Raw genomic sequence first — 19,203 nt, forward strand, 5'->3', positions numbered from 1 at the left:
TCCTCATAGCCGACTCAAATTATTTACAAACGACACCTGCACGTTTGGCAGATTCAACAGTATTATGAAGAAGCATTGTGATTGTCATTGGACCAACACCTTTTGGCACAGGTGTAATGTAACCCGCAACATCTAACACGTTGTCAAAGTCAACATCACCACAAAGTTTTCCTGTTTCTAAACGGTTAACACCAACGTCAATTACAACCGCTCCTTCTTTAATATAATCCGCTGTTATCATTTTAGGTCGTCCAACAGCTACGATTAAAATATCAGCTAACTTCGATAACTCTTTCATATTTTGCGTCTTAGAATGACAATATGTGACAGTTGCATTTTCATTTAAAAACAATTGCCCCACTGGTTTACCGACAATATTACTTCTTCCAATTACTACTACATGTTTTCCAGAAATATCAAGATTTGTTTCTTTTACTAATTCTACAATACCATGCGGTGTACATGGAAGGAATGTATCTTGTCCCGTCATCATACGTCCCACGCTGATTGGGTGAAATCCGTCTACATCCTTTTCTGGTGAAATTCTTTCAATGATAGCTTTTTCTTCAATATGTTTTGGTAAAGGTAATTGCACTAATATGCCATTAATACGGTCATCGCCATTTAAGCGATCGATTTCAGCAAGCAAACGTTCCTCAGTAATTGTTTCAGGAAGTTCAATTAGCTCTGAGTAAATCCCTACTTGTTCACAGCCTTTTTCTTTTCCTTTCACATAAGAACGAGATGCTGGATCTTCTCCAACTAAAATAACTGCTAACCCTGGTACAATACCTTGCTCTTTCAACTTCACAACTTCTTCTGTTAATTGTGCTCGTTTTTTCTCCGCAACTTCATTTCCTTTGATGATTACTGCTACCATTTTAAGATTCCCCCTTAAAGAATTTACAGTGTATCTTTTATATTAGATAAAACGCCGTTAATAAAACGACGAGATTCCTCATCCCCAAATGTTTTAGCAATTTCAATTGCTTCGTTAATTGTTACGTTGTGTGGAATTTCTTCCATGTATTTCATTTCATACACAGCTACACGTAAAATACTGCGATCAACAATGCTAATACGCTCAAGCTTCCACTTTTTTAAGTTTTGACGAATCGCTTCATCGATTGCTTCTTTATTTTCTACAAAACCTACTACAAGTGACTCTAGAAACTCATTTGTTTCTTCGCCTTCATCTAGCGTGTTTTCCACTGCTACTTTCGGTTCTAATTCACCTGTAATATCCATTTGGTATAATGCTTGCATTGCTCTTTCTCTAGCCGTCCTACGTTTCATTGTAACTCTCCTTTATGCTTCAAGTCTTTCCTTATACTTTGTTATATTATTATAATTTATAAGCCGTCAATTCACTTACTCTTACAGTTTTCATTGATTTTCCAACCTTATAATACAATGATAATAACACAATTTATCGTTTCACACACGGGTTACAAGGCTGAAAAATAATAAAAAGATTAACTTCAAGTTCCATATCTTATCACAATGTACGTTTTTTGGAAAAACGACACATTTTCTTGTTTATTTCTTATTTTTTGAAATAGTATAATAATTAGAGGGTTGTAATTTGTGAAGAAATGAAACGATAAAAAAGATGCCTATGTTACTAGGCACCTTTTCATTCTTACACTGGTTCGATTTCTGTTTTTTGTGTTTCGAATGTTACGCCAACGATGTGAACATTCACTTCTTTTGGCTCAAGTCCTGTCATCGTAAAGAGTGCTTGGCGAATATTGTCTTGAATCTTTTGTGCAACAACTGGAATTGCTACACCAAAATACATTACAACATAAAGGTCAACGATAATATCTTCGTTTGCTAATTCAACCTTTACACCTTTACCATGATTTTTCTTACCTAACTTCTCAACAACATCTGTAGCAAAATTACCGCGCATTGCCGCTACACCTTCTACTTCAGCAGCTGCAATACCTGCAATTACTTCAATTACTTCTGGTGCAATTTCTACTTTACCAAGAGTTGTATCTTGACCCATATCTAACATATGTTCAGCCATGAAAAAAACCTCCTTTAATGTATCACTGCGTCACAAGTTCATGCTCTTCCAAAAATTTCGTATTAAACTCACCTTTTACAAAATCAGGATGATCTAGCAATTGCAAATGGAACGGGATTGTTGTATGTACGCCTTCAATGACAAATTCACTAAGTGCGCGCTTCATTTTTGCAATTGCCTCTTCACGTGTTTTTCCGTGAACAATTAATTTAGCAACCATCGAATCATAGAAAGGTGGGATTGAATATCCCGGATATACAGCTGAATCGACGCGAATACCAAATCCTCCTGGTGGTAAGTACATTTCTACTTTACCTGGAGATGGCATAAATTTTTTGGCAGGGTTTTCCGCATTAATTCGACATTCAATTGCCCAACCATTAAATTGTACTTCTTCTTGCTGTAACGATAACTTTTCTCCTGAAGCAACAAGAATTTGTTCTTTAATTAAGTCCATTCCCGTTACCATTTCAGTAACCGGATGCTCAACCTGAATTCTCGTATTCATCTCCATGAAATAAAAGGTTTTCGTTTTATATTCATAAATAAACTCAACCGTACCAGCACCTGTATAATCAACCGCTACCGCCGCTTTAACTGCCGCTTCACCCATCTGCTTGCGAATATCTTCATCAAGTGCAGGTGATGGACTTTCTTCTAATAGTTTTTGCAAACGGCGCTGAATTGTACAATCACGCTCTCCTAAATGAATGGCATTTCCGTGTGTATCTGCCATTATTTGAATCTCAACATGGCGGAAATCTTCAACGTACTTTTCTAAGTATACACCAGGGTTCCCAAAAGCGGTACTAGCTTCTTGCTGTGTAATTTGAATTCCTTTTATAAGCTCTTCTTCATGGCGTGCAACACGAATACCTTTTCCGCCACCACCTGCAGTCGCTTTAATAATAACTGGATATCCAATTTGATTAGCAAGCTCGATCGCTTCTTCGGTATTTTTAATAATCCCTTGTGAACCTGGTACAATCGGAACCCCTGCTTCTTTCATTGTATCACGAGCAACGTCTTTTGTGCCCATCTTTGAAATAGCTTCTGGACTTGGACCGATAAAAATCAAGTTACATTCACGGCATAACTCTGCGAAATCTGCATTCTCTGCTAAAAATCCGTATCCCGGATGAATAGCATCGCAGCCTGTTAACTTCGCAACGCTAATAATGTTCGTCAAATTTAAATAGCTTTCTTTCGAAATCGTTGGTCCTACACAATACGCCTCGTCTGCAATCTGTACGTGAAGTGACTCTTTATCTGCTTCTGAATAAATTGCAACTGTTTCAATATCCATTTCTTTACAAGCACGAATAATTCGTACAGCAATTTCCCCACGATTGGCTATTAATACTTTTTTTATCATCACAAAGACTCCCTTATTACGCTTTTACAAGAAATAGCGGTTGTCCATACTCAACAAGCTGTCCGTTATTAACAAGAATTTCAACAATTTCGCCCTCTACATCAGCATCAATTTCGTTAAATAACTTCATAGCCTCGACAATACATACGATAGAATCTTTCGATACTCTATCCCCAACACTTACATATGGAGGTGTATCAGGTGAAGAAGAAGAATAGAATGTACCTACCATTGGTGAGGTGATCTTATGTAGGTTTTCATCTTGAACAGTTTTCTTCTCTTCTTGTTTTGGCGCTTCTGCTTGCGCTGCTGCTACTGTCGTTTCAACTTCAACAGGCGCTACTGGTTGCATAGCTTGTTTTGCTGCAGGTGCTTGCACAGCAACAACTTCATTACCACGCTTTTTCATTTTGATTGTTGTACCGTCTTTTTTGTATTCAAATTCATCAATATTAGAGCTATCAATTAATTTAATTAATTCACGAACTTCTTGAATTTTAAACATGTAAAATCCACTCCCATACTCTTGTTTGTCCCGTTTTTACAGATTCTCGTCACGAAAACTAGATTGACTGTAAAAATACGATGTATTCTATTAGAAAATATATTTCATTAACTAATAGAAATATTTACTATTTCCATCTTACGATAAATTTTTTAAACATTCCAATTTATATTTCTTTATAATAAATCGAAACTCCTGTAAAAATATTATTCCAATAAAAATTTAATACCTAGTAATAATACCAAGTTTCACATGAAATTGGCAAGACCACTTCTTAAAAAACATTCACTACTTTAGCAAAACGTTACACAGCAAACATGCCATTCCCTCTCCACTCTTCACTACACCTATAGTCAATAACATATTTTTACCAAATATTATTTTTTTGTTTACACGCCGTTCATCATTCCTTCATATAAGAATAGTATGTTCAAAGTGTAGAAAATATATTGTGTCGAGGTGTGGAAATATGATATGGCTCATTCTCTTTTTACCTGCTGTAATCGTTTGGGCATGTGTTCTTTGCATCCACGTCAAATCCGGAAAAAGTAATCATCAGTACCATGAACCATTAATCTTTTACTCGCAACGTGTTTCTCCATTCCGAGTTGAACATAGTAAAAATAACTACAAAGACGAAATAGAAAAAAGCTATCGAAAATGATAGCTTTTTTCTATTCACACGTTTACTTACATACTCTATTTTACTATTTGCATACCCTTTGCTTAATAAAAGATAATAATCCGCAGGGAAATCCCTGCGGATTAAAGTTTCACTTATTTCGCTGGTGGATCAAATTTCACACCTACATCTTTTGATCCGCCTTCACTTCTTACAAGTTGAATAATTTTATTTGCTTCTTTCTGTGAATGTTTTGCCGCTTTAACCGTTACTCTAATGTCAGTACCATCAGCTCTTACAAGAGCATCTGGATATCCTCCTTGAGATTTAATTACTGTCTCAAGTAATTCTTGCTTCGTTTCCATTGTCGTAATGGCATCAAAATTTTCTTTTGCTTTATTCTTTTCTGTTGCTGAAGCTTTTGTTGAACTCATCACTTCTTGTAATTTTGCTTTCGCTTCACTACGCTGATCTTCCATTTGCATACGTAAAGCTGTGAAATTCTCATCACTTGATTGAACTGATACATTGCCCTCTTTTTTACTTGTTTCTTTTTTTGCATTTTCTTTTTTGTCTGTTTCTTTATTTGTTGTTTCCTTGCTTGTATTTTCTTTTTTCGGAGTTTCTTTAGGCGCTTCGTTTGTTACTGCTTTATCAGTACCTTGTTTTTCTTGTCCAATCTTTTCACCTGTTGCCGGCGATGCTGTATTCATTTTGTCAGGAGTTGTCACGTAATACACAGATAGTACAACAACTAAACTTAACATCGTTAATAACCAAACTGTTTGTTTTTTTAACACTTTATTTCCTCCCTATCAATTTTTCGGTGAAACTGAAACGCGATGGGCCGGTACATCTAGCAGCCTTATCACAGCTTCTTTTACCATTGCTTTAACTTGTATATTATCCACTCCCTTTGCTACGACAAGAACACCACGTACTTTCGGCTTCTCTGTTCGTAAAACAACAGGAGTTTCTTTATCCCCTTCACGTATAATGACAGTCTTTTCATCAAGAGACTCGTCCTCTACTTCTCTCTTACCGCCTGTTTTATCTGTTTCACCTGTTGTTTGTGAGCGTTTCACTGTATTTTTTTCTAAAATTTTTTCTTCAGATGAATCTAAATTCACTTTAATCGTTACGTCTTTTACTCCTGCTATTTCTTCTAAAGCAGTTTTTAATTCTTGTTCATACGCTTTTTCATATTTTTCTACATTTGACATACTATCATTACTTTTTTGTCCGAAAGTTGGTACGTCTTTTTCTTGATTTTGAGTTTTTTGTTCTTTAAATACAGGTACTTCTTCTTTTTTACTTGAAAAGAGACTACTAGAAAACATAAGCAAAATTCCAAGTATGAGTAGGACAAGTAAAAACTTAGGTGTTATCTTTTTACCCTTCTCGTTGTTTTCTTTTTGATCCCCATTCAATAAGTTTCGAAAAAATGAGAACTTCGAATTTTTATCTTTATTGTCCATTTACTCTACCTGTCCTCCCTTCCATTTGAACTTGGATTTGTTTACCCTCTAGTTGCCACCTGCTTGAAAAGAAATCTTTCATTTCTACATTCGTTTCTTCCACTTTTTTTGGAGGCTCTTTCGTGTTAATTTCAATTGGCTTTACTGTTTCGATTGCATCATTTTTACTACGTTCTTTTTCTTTCAACGTCACAACAACAGATTGAATATCTTTCGCTGACTTTACTTCTTCTGTATTTTCTGCTGCGACTATTTGTATTTCAGAGACAGTCATACCATACTTTTTCTCAAACTCTTTTCCTACTTCTTTTTTCATTTTGGTAGCCATCTCTTCTAAACTATATGCACGTGTTAGAGCTTGTATTTCTTTTTTCTTCGAATCTATTGAATTTTTTACAGATCCTTCTGCTACGTACTTTTCTTCATTAAAATTTGCAATTACTTCATTTACATCTGTCTGCAATAGTTTAAAAAGGGGCGTTAAAATTAATACAACTAACAAAAGACTTACAACGAATTTAACGTATTTTTGCAAATTCGAATTTGGAAGAATAAGATGAAGCATTGTTGCTAAGAGCAAAAAAACGATAATATTTCTGATCCACTCTGTAACAAATTGCATACTCTTCACCTCCTACCGCATCATAAGTGTAATATTCCCCGCAGCAATAATAATTGTAATACTTAAAAAGAACATAAATGATACGATAGCTAAGCAAGCAAATACGTAAATGATGCTTCGTCCAATAATGTCTAAACATTGAATAATTGCTCCGCCGCCAACCGGTTGCAATACTGCTGCTGCGAATTTATAAATAAATGCAATACAGAAAATTTGAATCGCTGGAAAAGCAACAATTAAGCATAAAATGACGAGCCCAATAATTCCGACTGTGTTTTTCAATAATCCTGATGCGCTAATAACAGTATCTGCCGCTTCTGTAAACATCCTTCCAACTACTGGAATGAAGTTTCCTGTTACAAATTTAGCAGTTTTCACAGCTATTCCATCAGCAACAGCTGTTGCTGTCCCTTGTACAGATAATACTCCTAAAAAAATTGTTAAAAAGACACCGATAATCCCTACGCTAACGTTTTGCAGAAGCTTGGATAATTTCGTCACTTTATATTGATCACTCATTGTACTTACAATACTTAATATCGTTGCCAGTAATAAAAGTGGTAGAACGATATAATTCATAAGAAGCCCACTCGTATTCATTAAGAAAATGATAACCGGATGAAAAAATGATACAGATACAACCCCGCCCCCAGTTGCTATAAGCGCCAGCAAAATTGGCAATAACGCTAATATGAAATCTACCATTGTTTGTATCGTTTCTCTTGCATATGTCATAACGACATAAAAACTATTTAAAGCAAAAATAATAAGTACCATATACACAACAGCATCAGCAATTTTACTTACGCTACTTTTTGAAAAAGCGGATTGCAGTGATTGCAACAATGCACTAAAGATTGTGAGCATAATAAGTGTGCCAAGCAGTTTTCCATTAGCAGCAAGCTCATGAAATAAATATTTTAATAACCCTATCATCCACTCTTTTAGAGAGAATTCTTTTTCTCCCTTTACAAACTCCATAAAGCTCCCTTTTTGACTCTCTGGCAAATAGCCTCCATATTTTGTAACAAGCCCGTCCCAAAATTGCTTCACATCTTCAATTCCGAGCTTATCCAATTGTTGATCAACGACGTTTGTTTCTACAGGAGAAGCTTGTACAACAACCGGTAAAGAAAAGAAAAGGAAGCAAGCAAATAGCAGCTTAGCTCCAAACCTCCTCAACATTCACTCCCCCTTATCCCGTCGGTAAAAATCCGAGAATAGTTTCAATTACAACCGTCAAAATAGGAATCGCCATAACGAGAATTAAGATTTTCCCAGCAAGTTCAATTTTCGAAGCGATGGCACCTTGACCAGCATCTTTTGTAATTTGGGCTCCAAACTCAGCAATATAAGCAATTCCAATAATCTTTAGTAACGTTTCCACGTAGACGTTACTAACTTTCGCTTCACTTGCTACTCTCTCAATCATTTGTAAAATAGAATGAATTTGATCGATTAAAATAAGAAACATCACGCTACCTACGAACACAATAAATAAAGATGTAATACTAGATTTATGCTGATTCAAAACAGCAGCTAAAAACGTAGCAACGAGGCCTAATCCGACAATTTGTATAATTTCGATTCGAACCGCCTCCTTTACTGGAAGAGAAAGACACTTTTAATCTTGTCAAATAGCGTGTTAATTAAAAATGCAACATGAAATAAAATGACGACAAAACCGACAAGGATAACCCAATTTGCAATATCCTCCCGCTTTAATTCTTTTAGTACAGTATGAATGAAAGCTAAAACAATGCCGATTCCGGCGATTTGAAATATTAATCCAACATCAATGGACATCGCCTTTCTCCCCCCTATAGCAGTAAAATTACAATAAGTAGCCCTGCTAGTACCCCTAAGCTCTTAATCATTTTTTCGTATTGCAGTTGTAGTGCTTTCGCTTCTCCTTCTTCTCTCTCCAAATGTGTAATACATAAGCGAATATGTTTTTGTTGTGATTCACGATCATGTTGCCCGAGCGTTTCACCAAATTGCTGCAGTATTTCATACTCAGTTTGTTGAAATGCGGTTAACTTCCAGTTCTCTTTCAAACTATCTATCCACGCTTCTCTTACTGTTTGTTCCCCGCTTTGTAGTCTTCTGGCGAAACTTTGAAATATCCAATTTAATGGCTTTGGCATTTGTTTAACTAATCGCTCGGCAGCCTCAGATAAAGGTGTGTGTCCATACATAATTTCTGCTTCTAATGATTGAAGTGCTGATTTTAATAATCTAAGTTGCCTCGGCCTCTCACTATATCTTTTAGCGTATGAAAACCCGAAAAAGGTGCTGACCGCAACGATTAACACTGCACCGAATATTTTCACCATACGCCCTCAGCCTTTCTACTTGATAGCACTGGTTTTCCATATTTATCTTTCACCTGCATAACCGTTCCTGGACCCCTCGCTTTTGACAACTCCACAAACCTATCAAATATACCAAGCTCTAGCACTGCCTTTAGCGATGGACGTCTCACAACATCCTCATAGGAAAATCCGTGTGCACTTATAAAAAGCTGAACACCTGCATGCACTGCCTCCATAATTGCTTCACTATCTTCTTTACGGCCAATTTCATCTACGATCAAAATATCAGGACTCATAGAACGAATCATCATCATCATTCCTTCTGCCTTTGGACACGCGTCTAACACATCGACTCGGGTACCAAAATCATATTGCGGGATCCCTTTCACACAGCCAGCAATTTCTGACCGTTCATCAACGATCCCCACTTTACAAGAAGGAATTTCCGAAGCACTTACTCCTTGACTCATGCAACGAGCTACATCTCTTAAAAGTGTCGTTTTTCCCGTTTGCGGAGGGCCAATTACCATCGTGTTTAACCATCTTTTTTCATACAAATATGGCAAAAGCGGTTCAGCAATCCCTATTTTTTGACGAGCAATACGAATATTAAAGGAAGAGACATCACGAATCATTTTCACTGCGCTTTTTTCTGTAATGACTTTTCCCGCTAATCCGATTCTATGCCCCCCGCGAAGTGTCACATACCCACGTTTTAATTCCTCTTCCATCGTATAAATTGAGAATTGACTTAACTTATTCAGTAAGTAAATAGCATCCTCTGCAGTAGTGATATAGTCATAAAAAAACACCTTTCCGTGTGCAATACACTCTAGCGGTCTTCCAATTCGAACACGAATTTCCTCTAAAGCATCGTATTGCTTACATTCTTCAATTAAATACTTCATCGTTTTTGGTAAAACTTCTAATACCTCTTTCATCGGCTTCTCCCCACTATACTCGACTTACTATTTCAGTAATGCGATAAAAATACAGCAAATTCCAAGCGCTAGAAAAAAGAGCTTCAAGAAAGAAATTTCACTTGCTACACTCGCTATCCCAATTGTCATTGTTAAAATTAATACGGTAGGTCCAACAAACGCTAACATACCATTTATAAACAACGCTTTCTTCGCATCATTCACATAAAGCATAAGCAAAGCAGCAAATATCTCCGCACTACCTGAAAATAATCGAAGTGCTCCCATAACAAGCACGGATGTTTCCATTGCCGCTAGCCACTGTTTCATTCTTCCACCTTCTCCCGTAACAGTTACTAACTTCGTATTCTTAAAAAGAATATATTTGTACAACCATATGCAGAGGTTGTCTATTTCAGAAGTAAAAACATAATTTTTCTCTAAAGCCCGAATTAGAATCTGAATATTCATATTATTTTATGGTATATTATGGTACATTTAGTTTAAAAGGGGTAGAAAACATGCAGCACGTTACTTTATTACCACTCGATTTACGCTATACAAATGTGATTTTCGAGCTATCAAGTGATCCACATATAAAAAATGCATTAGGGATAACGGTAGAAAACATCGAAGACACAAAAGCATTTCTTCTTTTCGCAATAGAAGAAGAACATCAAAAGAAATCCTTATCGAGAATGATTGTGAATGAAGAGAATGAAATAATTGGCCTCACCACACTTAAACATATTAATGATGAGAAGAAGCAATCTCACATTGGTAGTTGGCTCGGCTATCCGTACTGGGGAAAAGGCTATAACGAGGCTGCTAAAAAAGAAATCTTTAAAATCGCCTTTTTAGACTTACAACTTTCCTACGTATTTGCTGGTGCTAAAACGAATAATACCCGCTCGTTAAAAGCACAAGAAAAACTACCTTATATTTCATTGCATGTGGAAAACAAGTTTCCAGACGAATACGCTGCACTAGAGAAAGAAGTAAAGTCAACTTGCTCTTTGCATGTCGTGTCACGTGAAAATTTTTTAAACTGGTTGAGATTACAGAATGAGGGGGAAAAATATGAAGACATTGAAAATTAGTTTAACCGTTGTAGTAGAATTAGCTCTTATTTATCTTTTTTCCTTATTGGTCGGTTGGTCATTTATAGAGACATTTTCCCTTGGTAGTTTAGCAATATTTGCAATTATGTGGTTAATTATTATGAGTAACCATAGAAATAACATTACAGATCACGCAATAAGTAAAACATTAACTGGTGTTGAGACTGGCGAAATAAAACCATTTCAAATTGTTTTGACTCCATCTATTATGGGTACTCTTTCACTTGTTTTAGTCAGTTTTATTATAACAGCTATTTACTATCTACCCTATTTCCTATAAAAAAAGCACTCGTGAATTATCACGAGTGCTTTTCTACTATGCACGAGAAACGTATTTACCTTCACCAGTGTTGATGATAAGCATTTCGCCTTCGTTAATGAAGATTGGTACTTGTACAACAAGACCAGTTTCTAATGTAGCTGGTTTTGTTACGTTAGAAGCAGTATCACCTTTAATACCAGGCTCTGTTTCTGACACTTTTAATTCAACTGTATTCGGAAGTTCAACACCAAGTACTTCGCCTTGGTAAGTCATGATTGCTACTTCCATGTTTTCTTTTAGGAATTTAAGCTCGCGCTCGATTTGTTTTTCACCAAGCTCGATTTGCTCATAAGTTCCGTTATCCATAAATACGTGAGCCTCACCACTTGCGTATAAGTATTGCATACGACGGTTTTCGATGTGTGCTTTTTCTACTTTCTCACCTGCACGGAATGTTTTCTCCTGAACAGATCCTGTGCGAATATTACGTAGTTTAGAACGAACGAATGCAGCACCTTTACCTGGCTTTACGTGTTGGAAATCAAGTACTTGCCAAAGGGCATTGTCCACTGAAATTGTTAAACCTGTACGAAAATCGTTTACTGAAATCATGTAAAAAAATCCTCCTGTGTATTACAAAATAATAAGTTCTTTTGGTGATTTCGTAATTACTTCATTACCTTCACTTGTCACAATGATATCATCTTCAATACGTACGCCGCCAATACCTGGAATATAAATACCTGGTTCTACTGTTACAGCCATGCCGGGTTCAAGTACTGTATCAGAACGGAACGCTAAACCTGGCGCTTCATGGATTTCAAGACCTATTCCATGACCAGTAGAGTGTCCAAAGTATTCACCATATCCTTTTTCCGTTATGTAATCACGCGTTAGCGCATCAGCCTCGCGACCTGTTAAACCAGCTTTAATACCGTTCACACCACGTAGTTGCGCTTCTAAAACGATATTATAAATTTCTTTTAATTTATCAGATGGTTCACCGACTGCAATCGTACGAGTAATATCAGAGCAATATCCTTTGTAATAAGCGCCGAAGTCTAATGTAACGAAATCTCCTGTTTCTATCACTTTTTCAGATGCCACGCCGTGCGGTAATGCCGAACGAAGACCTGAAGCAACGATAATATCAAACGAAGAAGATGTTGCTCCTTGTTTTCTCATGAAAAATTCAAGTTCATTTGACACTTCAATTTCAGATACTCCCGGGCGAATGAATGATAGAATATGCTCAAAGGCAGCATCTGCAATCTGTGCAGCTTCCTTTAATATCTTAATCTCTGAATCAGTCTTTATCAAGCGTAACTTTTCTACAAGTCCAGAAGTTGGGATAAATTCAGCATCAATCGCTTCCTTATGCGCTGAATAAGAACTATATGTAAGAGTATCTTGCTCAAAACCAAGCTTTTGAATTCCAAGCTCTTTCACTTGCTTTGCCACTTCATCAATGATCAATCCTGCGTGCTGTACAATCTCATATCCAACCGCTTGTTTACTTGCCTGCTCGACGTAACGGAAATCTGTAATAAATTGAGCACGATCTTTTGAAATAAGAACTACACCTGCTGTTCCTGTGAAGTTAGCCATATATCTACGACTATGTTCATTTGTTAACAAAATACCGTCAATGCCAGCCTCACCAAATGCACTTCGTAATCTTTCAATTTTCTCCATTACTTTATGCCTCCCTCAATTTCTCCATTAATGCAAATAACGCTAACTTATAGCCATAAAAACCAAATCCAACAATTTGTCCTGCACAAACAGCTGCCGTCACAGATTCGTGACGGAACGATTCACGCTGATGAATGTTAGAAATATGTACTTCAATAACAGGAATCGAAATGCTCGCAATGGCATCACGAATCGCATAGCTATAATGCGTAAATGCTCCTGGATTTAAAATGATCCCTTCATATATATCTTCCGCTTCATGAATAATGTCGATAATGGCACCTTCATGATTCGATTGGAAACATTCTAACTCCACTCCCATTGTTTCTGCTTCTTGCTTCATATCTGCTTCAAGTGTCGCTAGCGTGCCCTTTCCATATACATTTACCTCACGAACACCGAGGCGATTTAGGTTAGGACCGTTTACGAGGAGTAACTTTTTCATATTCTTAAAACTCCTTAATATTAAATATCTATACAATATTTTAACATAGGAGTTACTTATTTGAATAGTTCGTCTTCTCTTGCCCTTCTTGTTCTACTTTATTGCTATTTACTGCGTAAGAAACAGAATATGCTATAAACACACCATACAATATAAAAATACATATTGTCGTCACAATTGTCTCTTTTGGTAAATGGAGCGCACTTTTAATAACAGGGGCCATTAAACCCATCCCAAAAAACAGCAATGCCCACCAAAATAGCCCATAAATAATTCCCGGAATAATCCCTTCAAACTTCGCAAAAAATGCTTTATACAAAAAGGCAATCAAAATTGAAAGAAGTCCCATACAAACTATTCCTGACACATTCCCCCATACACCTTCCTTCCAACTTCCAAACGCAAATGGTAAAAGGAAATAATTCGGTCCCGCCTCCGTGAATGAAAATATATGAAGGAAATACCATATCCCGCCCCAAAAGATTCCACCAAACAAACCGATTTGTACAAAATTCCTTGTTCCTAATTGTTCTTGACTCACATCGACACCTCCGCTCAATAGTATGCCCGAAACTATTTTGAAGCATGTTTAAATCCTGCGAAATTTGTCTATAAAAAAAATAAGAAATGTCCGACTCTCATAACATTTTCCCTTGTCATCTACTTGTATTTGCCGATAAAATAAAGGAAACTCGGTGATTGTCTTATTTCAAAACGACAGAACCCAGTATGACAATTGCCTCTTTTTCTACATAAGAGAGAAACAAATACAGGTTGGTGTTAACATGGCAGAAGAGTCAAAACAAATATATGGCGGGCAAGCGGTCATAGAAGGAGTTATGTTTGGCGGTAGAGAATATACTGTTACAGCGGTTCGTCGTAAAGATAAATCGATTGAATTTTATCGATTACCACGCGTTCGTAATAAAGTATTATCTATCCTAAAAAAAATTCCATTTTTACGAGGTATTGCCGCTATTGTGGATGCAAGTGCGAATGGAGCAAAGCATTTAAACTTCGCTTCAGAACGATTTGACGTCCATCCAGAAGATGATGAACAAATTGCAAATAAAAAAGAAGAACAATCAAAATTAACGATGGTATTAGGAGTTGCAGCTGTTGGCGTTTTATCTTTCATATTCGGTAAAGTCATCTTCACAGCAGTTCCTGCACTATTAGCTGAATTAACGAGACCGATTTTCCCATCTCATACTGGGCAAATCATTGTCGAAAGTGTCATTAAGCTCATGCTATTATTGAGCTATATATACTTTATTTCTTTAACCCCACTTATTAAGCGGGTATTTCAGTATCACGGTGCAGAGCATAAGGTAATCAATGCTTATGAGAATAACCTTCCTCTGACTGTAGAAAACGTTCAAAAGCAAACTCGCCTCCATTATAGATGCGGCAGTAGCTTTATTATATTTACAGTCATTATTGGAATGTTCGTTTATTTCCTAGTCCCTACAGATCCTCTTTGGGCACGAGTTATAAACCGAATTTTATTAATTCCAGTTGTACTTGGTATTTCTTTTGAAGTATTGCAATTTACAAATCGATTAAGAGATATTCCCGTATTACGCGTACTTGGATATCCCGGGTTATGGCTACAACTATTAACAACGAAAGAACCAACAGATGACCAAGTGGAAGTAGCAATTGCATCGTTTGAAGAATTATTACGTTTAGAGAACAAACAATAATTATTTAAAAATGGTGTTCAACTCCTTTCCTCATCGTTAATATACTAATTTTAATATACGTTTTTAGGAGGTGTCCCTTATGAACGGTCGTTCGTTTACTTTCGCTATATTTGTGCTTATTATTGGATTGGCAATATTCGGCCTTGTTTCATCTGTTATTACAAACCCCATGGGTGTATTAAGAAATATCGGGTACATGTTACTTGTTGTCGGTATCTTTTACTTGCTATACAAGATGTTTACAAATTCCAGTGGTTCCGCAAATTCGCAAAGCTCATATAAGCGTGCGGCAAAACAATCGAACCGCAAACATGGGAAACAAAATGTAGCACCCCTAGGCAATTCTTTCTTTAAGTCAAATACTTCTAATGACAAAAGTAAAAAAGGGAATTCTTCCACTTTGAAACGAAAAAGAAAACAGTCTCATTTAACTGTCATTGAAGGAAAAAAAAGTAAAAAGAAAGACCGTGCTTCCTTTTAGGAAATACGGTCTTTTTTTATACTTTGAAGCACTTCTTTTAAACTTTTCTCTCTCATACTTTCAATTCGAAGATGATGATTTTTAAATGGTAAATTCCGTGTCACATCATTAGGTACAACAACGCACGTTAATCCCGCTGCAACTGCTGCTCTCAATCCATTTAATGAATCTTCAAATACAACAGCTTCAGATGGCTTAATTCCTAATTCTTCTATTGCAACTCGATAAAGAGCTGGATCTGGTTTTACCTTCTCAACATCTTCTCTCGTTTTAATTACTTCAAAATATTCTCGAATCTGTAGCTCTTCTAAAAAATGAATAACCCATTCTCTAGACGAACTAGAAGCTAGTGCGATTTTTAATCCCATTTCTTTCGCTTCTTCTAAATATTCTTTTACCCCGTCACGAGCTTCTGGTATTTTCATTTTCTCTTTATGTAAAGTTGCCACTTTTTCTTTTAATACACTTTTGTTAAACTTCTCTTTTAATTGATCATTTAAATATGCATAAAGTACCTCATCTGTTGTTCCAATGCATTTCGCAAATTCCTCTAAAGGTAGTTCCCCGCCGTATTCACGAACAGCATCTCTGAAAGAGTGAAACCATATCGTTTCTGTGTCCACAATTAATCCATCAAAATCAAAAATAATTGCTTTCATAATTCTCCCATCCTTTTCGAATTGAAATAAAAAAGGAAACGCCATCCGTTCCCCTTAATTACTTTTCTCTTCATTTGCTTTTTGAACACCACGAAGTGTTTCCACTCGAACCTCATCTTGTTCAAAGTATTGTACTAAATCACCGATACGGTCAATTGATTCCCAACTTAAATGATGTTCAATTCCTTCTACATCATTATAAATTTTGCTTTCATCCACACCGATAATGCGCATAAACTGTTCTAACAATTCATGTCGATATACGAGACGTTCCCCGATTTTTTTACCTTTTGATGTTAATACAAGCCCTCTATATTTTTCATAAATTAGATATTCGTCTTTGTCTAATTTTTGTACCATTTTTGTTACAGAGGATGGATGTACACTAAGCGCTTCAGCAATATCAGATACACGGGCATAACCCTTTTCATCAATCAACAAATAAATTTGTTCAATATAATCTTCCATACTAGGGGTAGGCATCGGTTTCCTCCATCCAATTTCATTTTGCTTATTCCGTACGAAGCAATCAATAAAATGATACACCAGAAAGAATAACGTGACAAGGTGGAAACGAGCCTAAATCTGCAAAAGTGAAAAGAACCTGTATTCACATACAAGTTCCTTTCATGTAAAATATTGAATTTCTGCGTCAGGAAAAAAGTGATGAATATATCCTCGAATCGTTTCCTCCAATACTTCTGCATCATCTTTTTTATATACATATTTCCCAATTCCATATCGTCCCCATTTATACTTTCGCTTCTCTTCATCCATTTCAAGCTTCGTATTTGGATAACGCTCTTGAATAACCTTTTTCGCTGGTTTCGTAAAACGATGCTGAATTAATTCAAACGTTAAATTTGGTATCGTCATATCTTTCAGCGCATTGTACAGTCGCTCAAATAGTTCACGATATCCTTCTTCCCATCCTTCATGCATATAAAGTGGCGCGACTATAAAACCAAGTGGATAACCTGCACCTGCTACTTTACGTGCCGCCTCAATTCGCTCCTCAAATGGCGATGTCCCTGGTTCAAAATTTTTAATTACATATCGTGAATTTATACTAAACCTGAAACGAGTTTTCCCATTATGCTTTGCATCTAATAAATGATCAACGTGCGAATATTTCGTGACGAAACGTAAGCGCCCATATTCACTTTCTCCAATGAATTCAATCGCCCGCTTTAATGCATGTGTTAAATGATCAATCCCAACAATGTCTGATGTACACGCTGCTTCAAATCTTGTTATTTCAGGTGCCCTTTCATCCATATATTGCTTTGCCTTCTCAAATATTTCATCAAGATTCACATACACACGAACGTAAGGCTTACTCCCAAGTGTTGTTTGCAAATAGCAATAATGACAATGTCCCATACACCCTGTTGCGAGCGGAATTGCATATTCAGCTGACGGTTTTGACGTATCAAACTTTAGCGTCTTCCTTACTCCAACGACAAGTGTAGCCTTTGCATTACGATACTTTTGCAAATCATTTTCTCCTGGCAAATTTCTAATTTGATTATGTGATGTCGTTTCACGAATTTCTAATCCCATCTTCGTAAACTTCTCATAAAGCTCTTTTCCAAGCGGATATTCAAGTGCCTTTGGTTCAAAGTAAACGAGTTTTGGCATAAATGGTTTCATGTGCTTCCCTCCCTCTCGTTAGTATGGGAAACGTTAAAAAATTAACACGCATTAAAGTTTTCCACTTCAGTAACTTGCGTTGCAAGTTACTGAATGTTATAATTTGGATAACAGCTACCTTGCAACGCAAGTTACCTGAGTAAAAGGTGGTGAAATCATGCACAGCCAAATGTTAAAAGGTGTACTAGAAGGTTGCATCCTATACATCATTTCACAAGAAGAAGTGTACGGATATGAACTGAGCACAAAATTAAATAAACACGGATTTACATTCGTAAGCGAAGGAAGCATATATCCGTTATTGTTACGTATGCAAAAAGAAAAATTGATTGAAGGAACATTAAAAGCCTCCTCACTCGGTCCAAAACGAAAATATTATCACGTAACCGATAAAGGATTAGAGCAGCTTGAAGAATTTAAACAAAGCTGGGGAATGGTTTCAACTACGGTAAATAACTTATTACAGGGGGAGTGATAGGGATGAATGCACAAGACATGATTGAATTGAATAATAAAAAACGTGAGCTTCTAACACCTGAAAATGAAGTTGCTTATAGCGATATGTTAGTTTATCTTCGTTTATCTAACGTGCCAGAGCAACAAGTAGAAGAACTATTACTAGAAATATTAGACCATCTCATCGAAGCACAAACAGAAAATAAAAATGCTTATGACATTTTTGGTGATGACTTACAATCTTATTGTGATGAACTCATATCGGCTTTGCCGGTTCAAACAATGTTAGAAAAAACTTCTTTAATCGGCTTTGTTATTAGCTTACTTCTCGCTATACAGTTTGGAATGGACACCATTGCTTCTCTTTTCATTTTCTTTTTTGAAAAGAACACCGAAATAATAAGTCCACCTTTTAGTATCCTTGGAACTACTTCGTCTGTTTCAATAATTATACTAGGTATACTATTTATTTTATATTTATTAAAGCGATACTCCTTTGATCAGAAAGTGAATTGGAAAAGAAGAATTCTATTTGGATTCGCATTTGCTATCCCGTTTTGTTCCGCTATATTCTTAAATATTTATTTTAAAAAACAACCTTATCTCATTTATCATCTAACCTTTTGGCAAAATGCCTTAATCGCTATCTTATTTTTTATTTTATATAAATTACTATATAAAAAATCAAATTTTTAACAGCCCTTCAAAAGGCTGTTTTTTCTTCTGTCTAATTTTACAAATTGAAAAATTTCATAAAGAAAATAAGAAAAATGCAAAATAATTAAAGTTAATTGTTGACGTGATGCTTTTATTATCGGTATCATAAATCTTCGTGAGCAATTATTTTTCGTTA

28 protein-coding genes are annotated in these 19,203 nt (G+C 36.1%); 7 read left to right on the plus strand and 21 right to left on the minus strand.

Features of this window, described 5'->3' with window-relative positions:
• Positions 1-19 precede the first annotated feature (19 nt).
• The 5 genes from folD to accB all read right to left on the minus strand — a co-directional run bounded on the left by folD (position 20) and on the right by accB (position 3,915).
• Positions 20-880 (minus strand): bifunctional methylenetetrahydrofolate dehydrogenase/methenyltetrahydrofolate cyclohydrolase FolD, encoded by an 861-nt coding sequence (gene folD / locus N2V79_RS20500; RefSeq protein WP_000226732.1) that lies wholly within the window; start codon positions 878-880, stop codon positions 20-22.
• Positions 881-903: 23 nt separating this feature from the next.
• On the minus strand, positions 904-1,296 hold the full coding sequence (nusB, locus tag N2V79_RS20505; protein WP_000830247.1) for a N utilization substance protein NusB: 393 nt from the start codon (positions 1,294-1,296) through the stop codon (positions 904-906).
• A gap of 346 nt (positions 1,297-1,642) precedes the next feature.
• A complete protein-coding gene (locus N2V79_RS20510) occupies positions 1,643-2,035 on the minus strand; it encodes an Asp23/Gls24 family envelope stress response protein (protein WP_000807630.1) in 393 nt (130 codons plus the stop codon).
• A gap of 22 nt (positions 2,036-2,057) precedes the next feature.
• Positions 2,058-3,410: an acetyl-CoA carboxylase biotin carboxylase subunit gene (gene accC / locus N2V79_RS20515; protein WP_000592870.1), complete on the minus strand. Its 1,353-nt coding sequence runs from the start codon at positions 3,408-3,410 to the stop codon at positions 2,058-2,060.
• Positions 3,411-3,426: 16 nt separating this feature from the next.
• Positions 3,427-3,915, minus strand: coding sequence for an acetyl-CoA carboxylase biotin carboxyl carrier protein (gene accB / locus N2V79_RS20520; RefSeq protein WP_000472863.1), 489 nt, complete (start codon positions 3,913-3,915; stop codon positions 3,427-3,429).
• Positions 3,916-4,384: 469 nt separating this feature from the next.
• Here accB and N2V79_RS20525 point away from each other — a divergent pair, with 469 nt between their 5' ends.
• Complete coding sequence (locus N2V79_RS20525; RefSeq protein WP_002000935.1) at positions 4,385-4,579, plus strand: hypothetical protein; 195 nt, start codon at positions 4,385-4,387, stop codon at positions 4,577-4,579.
• 113 nt (positions 4,580-4,692) lie between these two features.
• On the opposite strand, the gene N2V79_RS20530 is transcribed toward N2V79_RS20525, so the two are convergent.
• From N2V79_RS20530 to N2V79_RS20570, 9 genes are read right to left on the minus strand one after another with little or no spacing between them, the layout of a single operon-like run.
• Positions 4,693-5,337: a SpoIIIAH-like family protein gene (locus N2V79_RS20530; protein ID WP_065485172.1), complete on the minus strand. Its 645-nt coding sequence runs from the start codon at positions 5,335-5,337 to the stop codon at positions 4,693-4,695.
• Between the two features lie 15 nt (positions 5,338-5,352).
• A complete protein-coding gene (gene spoIIIAG / locus N2V79_RS20535; RefSeq protein WP_340720189.1) occupies positions 5,353-6,015 on the minus strand; it encodes a stage III sporulation protein AG in 663 nt (220 codons plus the stop codon).
• Complete coding sequence (gene spoIIIAF / locus N2V79_RS20540; RefSeq protein ID WP_001161037.1) at positions 6,005-6,637, minus strand: stage III sporulation protein AF; 633 nt, start codon at positions 6,635-6,637, stop codon at positions 6,005-6,007. The genes spoIIIAG and spoIIIAF overlap by 11 nt, the downstream gene beginning before the upstream one ends.
• 12 nt (positions 6,638-6,649) lie before the next feature.
• Positions 6,650-7,822, minus strand: a complete 1,173-nt coding sequence (gene spoIIIAE, locus N2V79_RS20545) for a stage III sporulation protein AE (protein WP_000946113.1) — start codon at positions 7,820-7,822, stop codon at positions 6,650-6,652.
• Positions 7,823-7,832: 10 nt separating this feature from the next.
• Positions 7,833-8,216: a stage III sporulation protein AD gene (spoIIIAD, locus tag N2V79_RS20550; protein ID WP_077393170.1), complete on the minus strand. Its 384-nt coding sequence runs from the start codon at positions 8,214-8,216 to the stop codon at positions 7,833-7,835.
• 23 nt (positions 8,217-8,239) lie between these two features.
• Positions 8,240-8,443, minus strand: coding sequence for a stage III sporulation protein AC (gene spoIIIAC, locus N2V79_RS20555; RefSeq protein ID WP_000020914.1), 204 nt, complete (start codon positions 8,441-8,443; stop codon positions 8,240-8,242).
• A gap of 14 nt (positions 8,444-8,457) precedes the next feature.
• Positions 8,458-8,973 (minus strand): stage III sporulation protein SpoIIIAB, encoded by a 516-nt coding sequence (spoIIIAB, locus tag N2V79_RS20560; RefSeq protein ID WP_000238703.1) that lies wholly within the window; start codon positions 8,971-8,973, stop codon positions 8,458-8,460.
• Positions 8,967-9,893 carry a stage III sporulation protein AA gene (gene spoIIIAA, locus N2V79_RS20565; RefSeq protein WP_000665907.1) on the minus strand — a complete coding sequence of 309 codons (927 nt, stop codon included), beginning with the start codon at positions 9,891-9,893 and terminating at the stop codon, positions 8,967-8,969. The genes spoIIIAB and spoIIIAA overlap by 7 nt, the downstream gene beginning before the upstream one ends.
• 27 nt (positions 9,894-9,920) lie before the next feature.
• Positions 9,921-10,202: a YqhV family protein gene (locus N2V79_RS20570; protein ID WP_000816050.1), complete on the minus strand. Its 282-nt coding sequence runs from the start codon at positions 10,200-10,202 to the stop codon at positions 9,921-9,923.
• A gap of 191 nt (positions 10,203-10,393) precedes the next feature.
• On the opposite strand from N2V79_RS20570, the gene N2V79_RS20575 reads away from it, so the two are divergent.
• Together N2V79_RS20575 and N2V79_RS20580 are read left to right on the plus strand one after the other, a co-directional pair.
• On the plus strand, positions 10,394-10,972 hold the full coding sequence (locus N2V79_RS20575) for a GNAT family N-acetyltransferase (protein ID WP_023522996.1): 579 nt from the start codon (positions 10,394-10,396) through the stop codon (positions 10,970-10,972).
• A complete protein-coding gene (locus N2V79_RS20580) occupies positions 10,953-11,273 on the plus strand; it encodes a hypothetical protein (protein ID WP_340720190.1) in 321 nt (106 codons plus the stop codon). The genes N2V79_RS20575 and N2V79_RS20580 overlap by 20 nt, the downstream gene beginning before the upstream one ends.
• Before the next feature lie 36 nt (positions 11,274-11,309).
• Here N2V79_RS20580 and efp read toward each other — a convergent pair whose 3' ends face one another.
• Genes efp through N2V79_RS20600 form a run of 4 tightly spaced genes read right to left on the minus strand, consistent with a single transcriptional unit; the run spans position 11,310 to position 13,936 of the window.
• Positions 11,310-11,867 carry an elongation factor P gene (gene efp / locus N2V79_RS20585; RefSeq protein WP_048563839.1) on the minus strand — a complete coding sequence of 186 codons (558 nt, stop codon included), beginning with the start codon at positions 11,865-11,867 and terminating at the stop codon, positions 11,310-11,312.
• Between the two features lie 21 nt (positions 11,868-11,888).
• On the minus strand, positions 11,889-12,950 hold the full coding sequence (gene pepQ / locus N2V79_RS20590) for a Xaa-Pro dipeptidase (protein WP_000411057.1): 1,062 nt from the start codon (positions 12,948-12,950) through the stop codon (positions 11,889-11,891).
• A 4-nt stretch (positions 12,951-12,954) separates the two neighbouring features.
• Entirely contained in the window at positions 12,955-13,395 is a 441-nt protein-coding gene (gene aroQ / locus N2V79_RS20595; protein WP_000735140.1) for a type II 3-dehydroquinate dehydratase, read from the minus strand.
• A 52-nt stretch (positions 13,396-13,447) separates the two neighbouring features.
• Positions 13,448-13,936: a YqhR family membrane protein gene (locus N2V79_RS20600; RefSeq protein WP_048563838.1), complete on the minus strand. Its 489-nt coding sequence runs from the start codon at positions 13,934-13,936 to the stop codon at positions 13,448-13,450.
• A gap of 244 nt (positions 13,937-14,180) precedes the next feature.
• Here N2V79_RS20600 and N2V79_RS20605 point away from each other — a divergent pair, with 244 nt between their 5' ends.
• Positions 14,181-15,101, plus strand: coding sequence for a DUF1385 domain-containing protein (locus N2V79_RS20605; protein ID WP_000807120.1), 921 nt, complete (start codon positions 14,181-14,183; stop codon positions 15,099-15,101).
• A gap of 79 nt (positions 15,102-15,180) precedes the next feature.
• Complete coding sequence (locus N2V79_RS20610; RefSeq protein WP_001014463.1) at positions 15,181-15,582, plus strand: SA1362 family protein; 402 nt, start codon at positions 15,181-15,183, stop codon at positions 15,580-15,582.
• Here the strand turns inward: N2V79_RS20610 and N2V79_RS20615 are convergent.
• From N2V79_RS20615 to splB, 3 genes are all read right to left on the minus strand, one after another.
• Positions 15,579-16,241 (minus strand): HAD family hydrolase, encoded by a 663-nt coding sequence (locus N2V79_RS20615; RefSeq protein ID WP_053565474.1) that lies wholly within the window; start codon positions 16,239-16,241, stop codon positions 15,579-15,581. The two genes, N2V79_RS20610 and N2V79_RS20615, sit on opposite strands and share 4 nt — an antisense overlap.
• A gap of 54 nt (positions 16,242-16,295) precedes the next feature.
• Complete coding sequence (mntR, locus tag N2V79_RS20620; protein WP_001143080.1) at positions 16,296-16,724, minus strand: transcriptional regulator MntR; 429 nt, start codon at positions 16,722-16,724, stop codon at positions 16,296-16,298.
• Between the two features lie 144 nt (positions 16,725-16,868).
• Entirely contained in the window at positions 16,869-17,894 is a 1,026-nt protein-coding gene (gene splB / locus N2V79_RS20625) for a spore photoproduct lyase (RefSeq protein ID WP_065485176.1), read from the minus strand.
• Between the two features lie 157 nt (positions 17,895-18,051).
• On the opposite strand from splB, the gene N2V79_RS20630 reads away from it, so the two are divergent.
• On the plus strand, positions 18,052-18,369 hold the full coding sequence (locus tag N2V79_RS20630) for a PadR family transcriptional regulator (RefSeq protein ID WP_000556083.1): 318 nt from the start codon (positions 18,052-18,054) through the stop codon (positions 18,367-18,369).
• 5 nt (positions 18,370-18,374) lie between these two features.
• Positions 18,375-19,046: a DUF1129 family protein gene (locus N2V79_RS20635; RefSeq protein WP_069356190.1), complete on the plus strand. Its 672-nt coding sequence runs from the start codon at positions 18,375-18,377 to the stop codon at positions 19,044-19,046.
• Positions 19,047-19,203 lie beyond the last annotated feature (157 nt).

This window comes from Bacillus sp. CH_70, from assembly GCF_038007045.1.
Classification (GTDB): domain Bacteria; phylum Bacillota; class Bacilli; order Bacillales; family Bacillaceae_G; genus Bacillus_A; species Bacillus_A cereus.

Excerpts from the sequence above, each read along its gene's own strand:
- mntR (WP_001143080.1), bottom strand. The coding sequence starts at position 16,724 with ATGCCTACCCCTAGTATGGAAGATTATATTGAACAAATTTATTTGTTG.
- accB (WP_000472863.1), bottom strand. The coding sequence starts at position 3,915 with ATGTTTAAAATTCAAGAAGTTCGTGAATTAATTAAATTAATTGATAGC.
- N2V79_RS20570 (WP_000816050.1), bottom strand. The coding sequence starts at position 10,202 with ATGAAACAGTGGCTAGCGGCAATGGAAACATCCGTGCTTGTTATGGGA.
- spoIIIAG (WP_340720189.1), bottom strand. The coding sequence starts at position 6,015 with ATGGACAATAAAGATAAAAATTCGAAGTTCTCATTTTTTCGAAACTTA.
- spoIIIAC (WP_000020914.1), bottom strand. The coding sequence starts at position 8,443 with ATGTCCATTGATGTTGGATTAATATTTCAAATCGCCGGAATCGGCATT.
- accC (WP_000592870.1), bottom strand. The coding sequence starts at position 3,410 with ATGATAAAAAAAGTATTAATAGCCAATCGTGGGGAAATTGCTGTACGA.
- aroQ (WP_000735140.1), bottom strand. The coding sequence starts at position 13,395 with ATGAAAAAGTTACTCCTCGTAAACGGTCCTAACCTAAATCGCCTCGGT.
- pepQ (WP_000411057.1), bottom strand. The coding sequence starts at position 12,950 with ATGGAGAAAATTGAAAGATTACGAAGTGCATTTGGTGAGGCTGGCATT.
- splB (WP_065485176.1), bottom strand. The coding sequence starts at position 17,894 with ATGAAACCATTTATGCCAAAACTCGTTTACTTTGAACCAAAGGCACTT.
- spoIIIAB (WP_000238703.1), bottom strand. The coding sequence starts at position 8,973 with ATGGTGAAAATATTCGGTGCAGTGTTAATCGTTGCGGTCAGCACCTTT.
- N2V79_RS20615 (WP_053565474.1), bottom strand. The coding sequence starts at position 16,241 with ATGAAAGCAATTATTTTTGATTTTGATGGATTAATTGTGGACACAGAA.
- folD (WP_000226732.1), bottom strand. The coding sequence starts at position 880 with ATGGTAGCAGTAATCATCAAAGGAAATGAAGTTGCGGAGAAAAAACGA.
- N2V79_RS20510 (WP_000807630.1), bottom strand. The coding sequence starts at position 2,035 with ATGGCTGAACATATGTTAGATATGGGTCAAGATACAACTCTTGGTAAA.
- spoIIIAE (WP_000946113.1), bottom strand. The coding sequence starts at position 7,822 with ATGTTGAGGAGGTTTGGAGCTAAGCTGCTATTTGCTTGCTTCCTTTTC.
- N2V79_RS20610 (WP_001014463.1), top strand. The coding sequence starts at position 15,181 with ATGAACGGTCGTTCGTTTACTTTCGCTATATTTGTGCTTATTATTGGA.
- efp (WP_048563839.1), bottom strand. The coding sequence starts at position 11,867 with ATGATTTCAGTAAACGATTTTCGTACAGGTTTAACAATTTCAGTGGAC.
- nusB (WP_000830247.1), bottom strand. The coding sequence starts at position 1,296 with ATGAAACGTAGGACGGCTAGAGAAAGAGCAATGCAAGCATTATACCAA.
- N2V79_RS20630 (WP_000556083.1), top strand. The coding sequence starts at position 18,052 with ATGCACAGCCAAATGTTAAAAGGTGTACTAGAAGGTTGCATCCTATAC.
- N2V79_RS20580 (WP_340720190.1), top strand. The coding sequence starts at position 10,953 with ATGAAGACATTGAAAATTAGTTTAACCGTTGTAGTAGAATTAGCTCTT.
- N2V79_RS20605 (WP_000807120.1), top strand. The coding sequence starts at position 14,181 with ATGGCAGAAGAGTCAAAACAAATATATGGCGGGCAAGCGGTCATAGAA.
- spoIIIAF (WP_001161037.1), bottom strand. The coding sequence starts at position 6,637 with ATGCAATTTGTTACAGAGTGGATCAGAAATATTATCGTTTTTTTGCTC.
- spoIIIAA (WP_000665907.1), bottom strand. The coding sequence starts at position 9,893 with ATGAAAGAGGTATTAGAAGTTTTACCAAAAACGATGAAGTATTTAATT.
- N2V79_RS20525 (WP_002000935.1), top strand. The coding sequence starts at position 4,385 with ATGATATGGCTCATTCTCTTTTTACCTGCTGTAATCGTTTGGGCATGT.
- N2V79_RS20575 (WP_023522996.1), top strand. The coding sequence starts at position 10,394 with ATGCAGCACGTTACTTTATTACCACTCGATTTACGCTATACAAATGTG.
- N2V79_RS20635 (WP_069356190.1), top strand. The coding sequence starts at position 18,375 with ATGAATGCACAAGACATGATTGAATTGAATAATAAAAAACGTGAGCTT.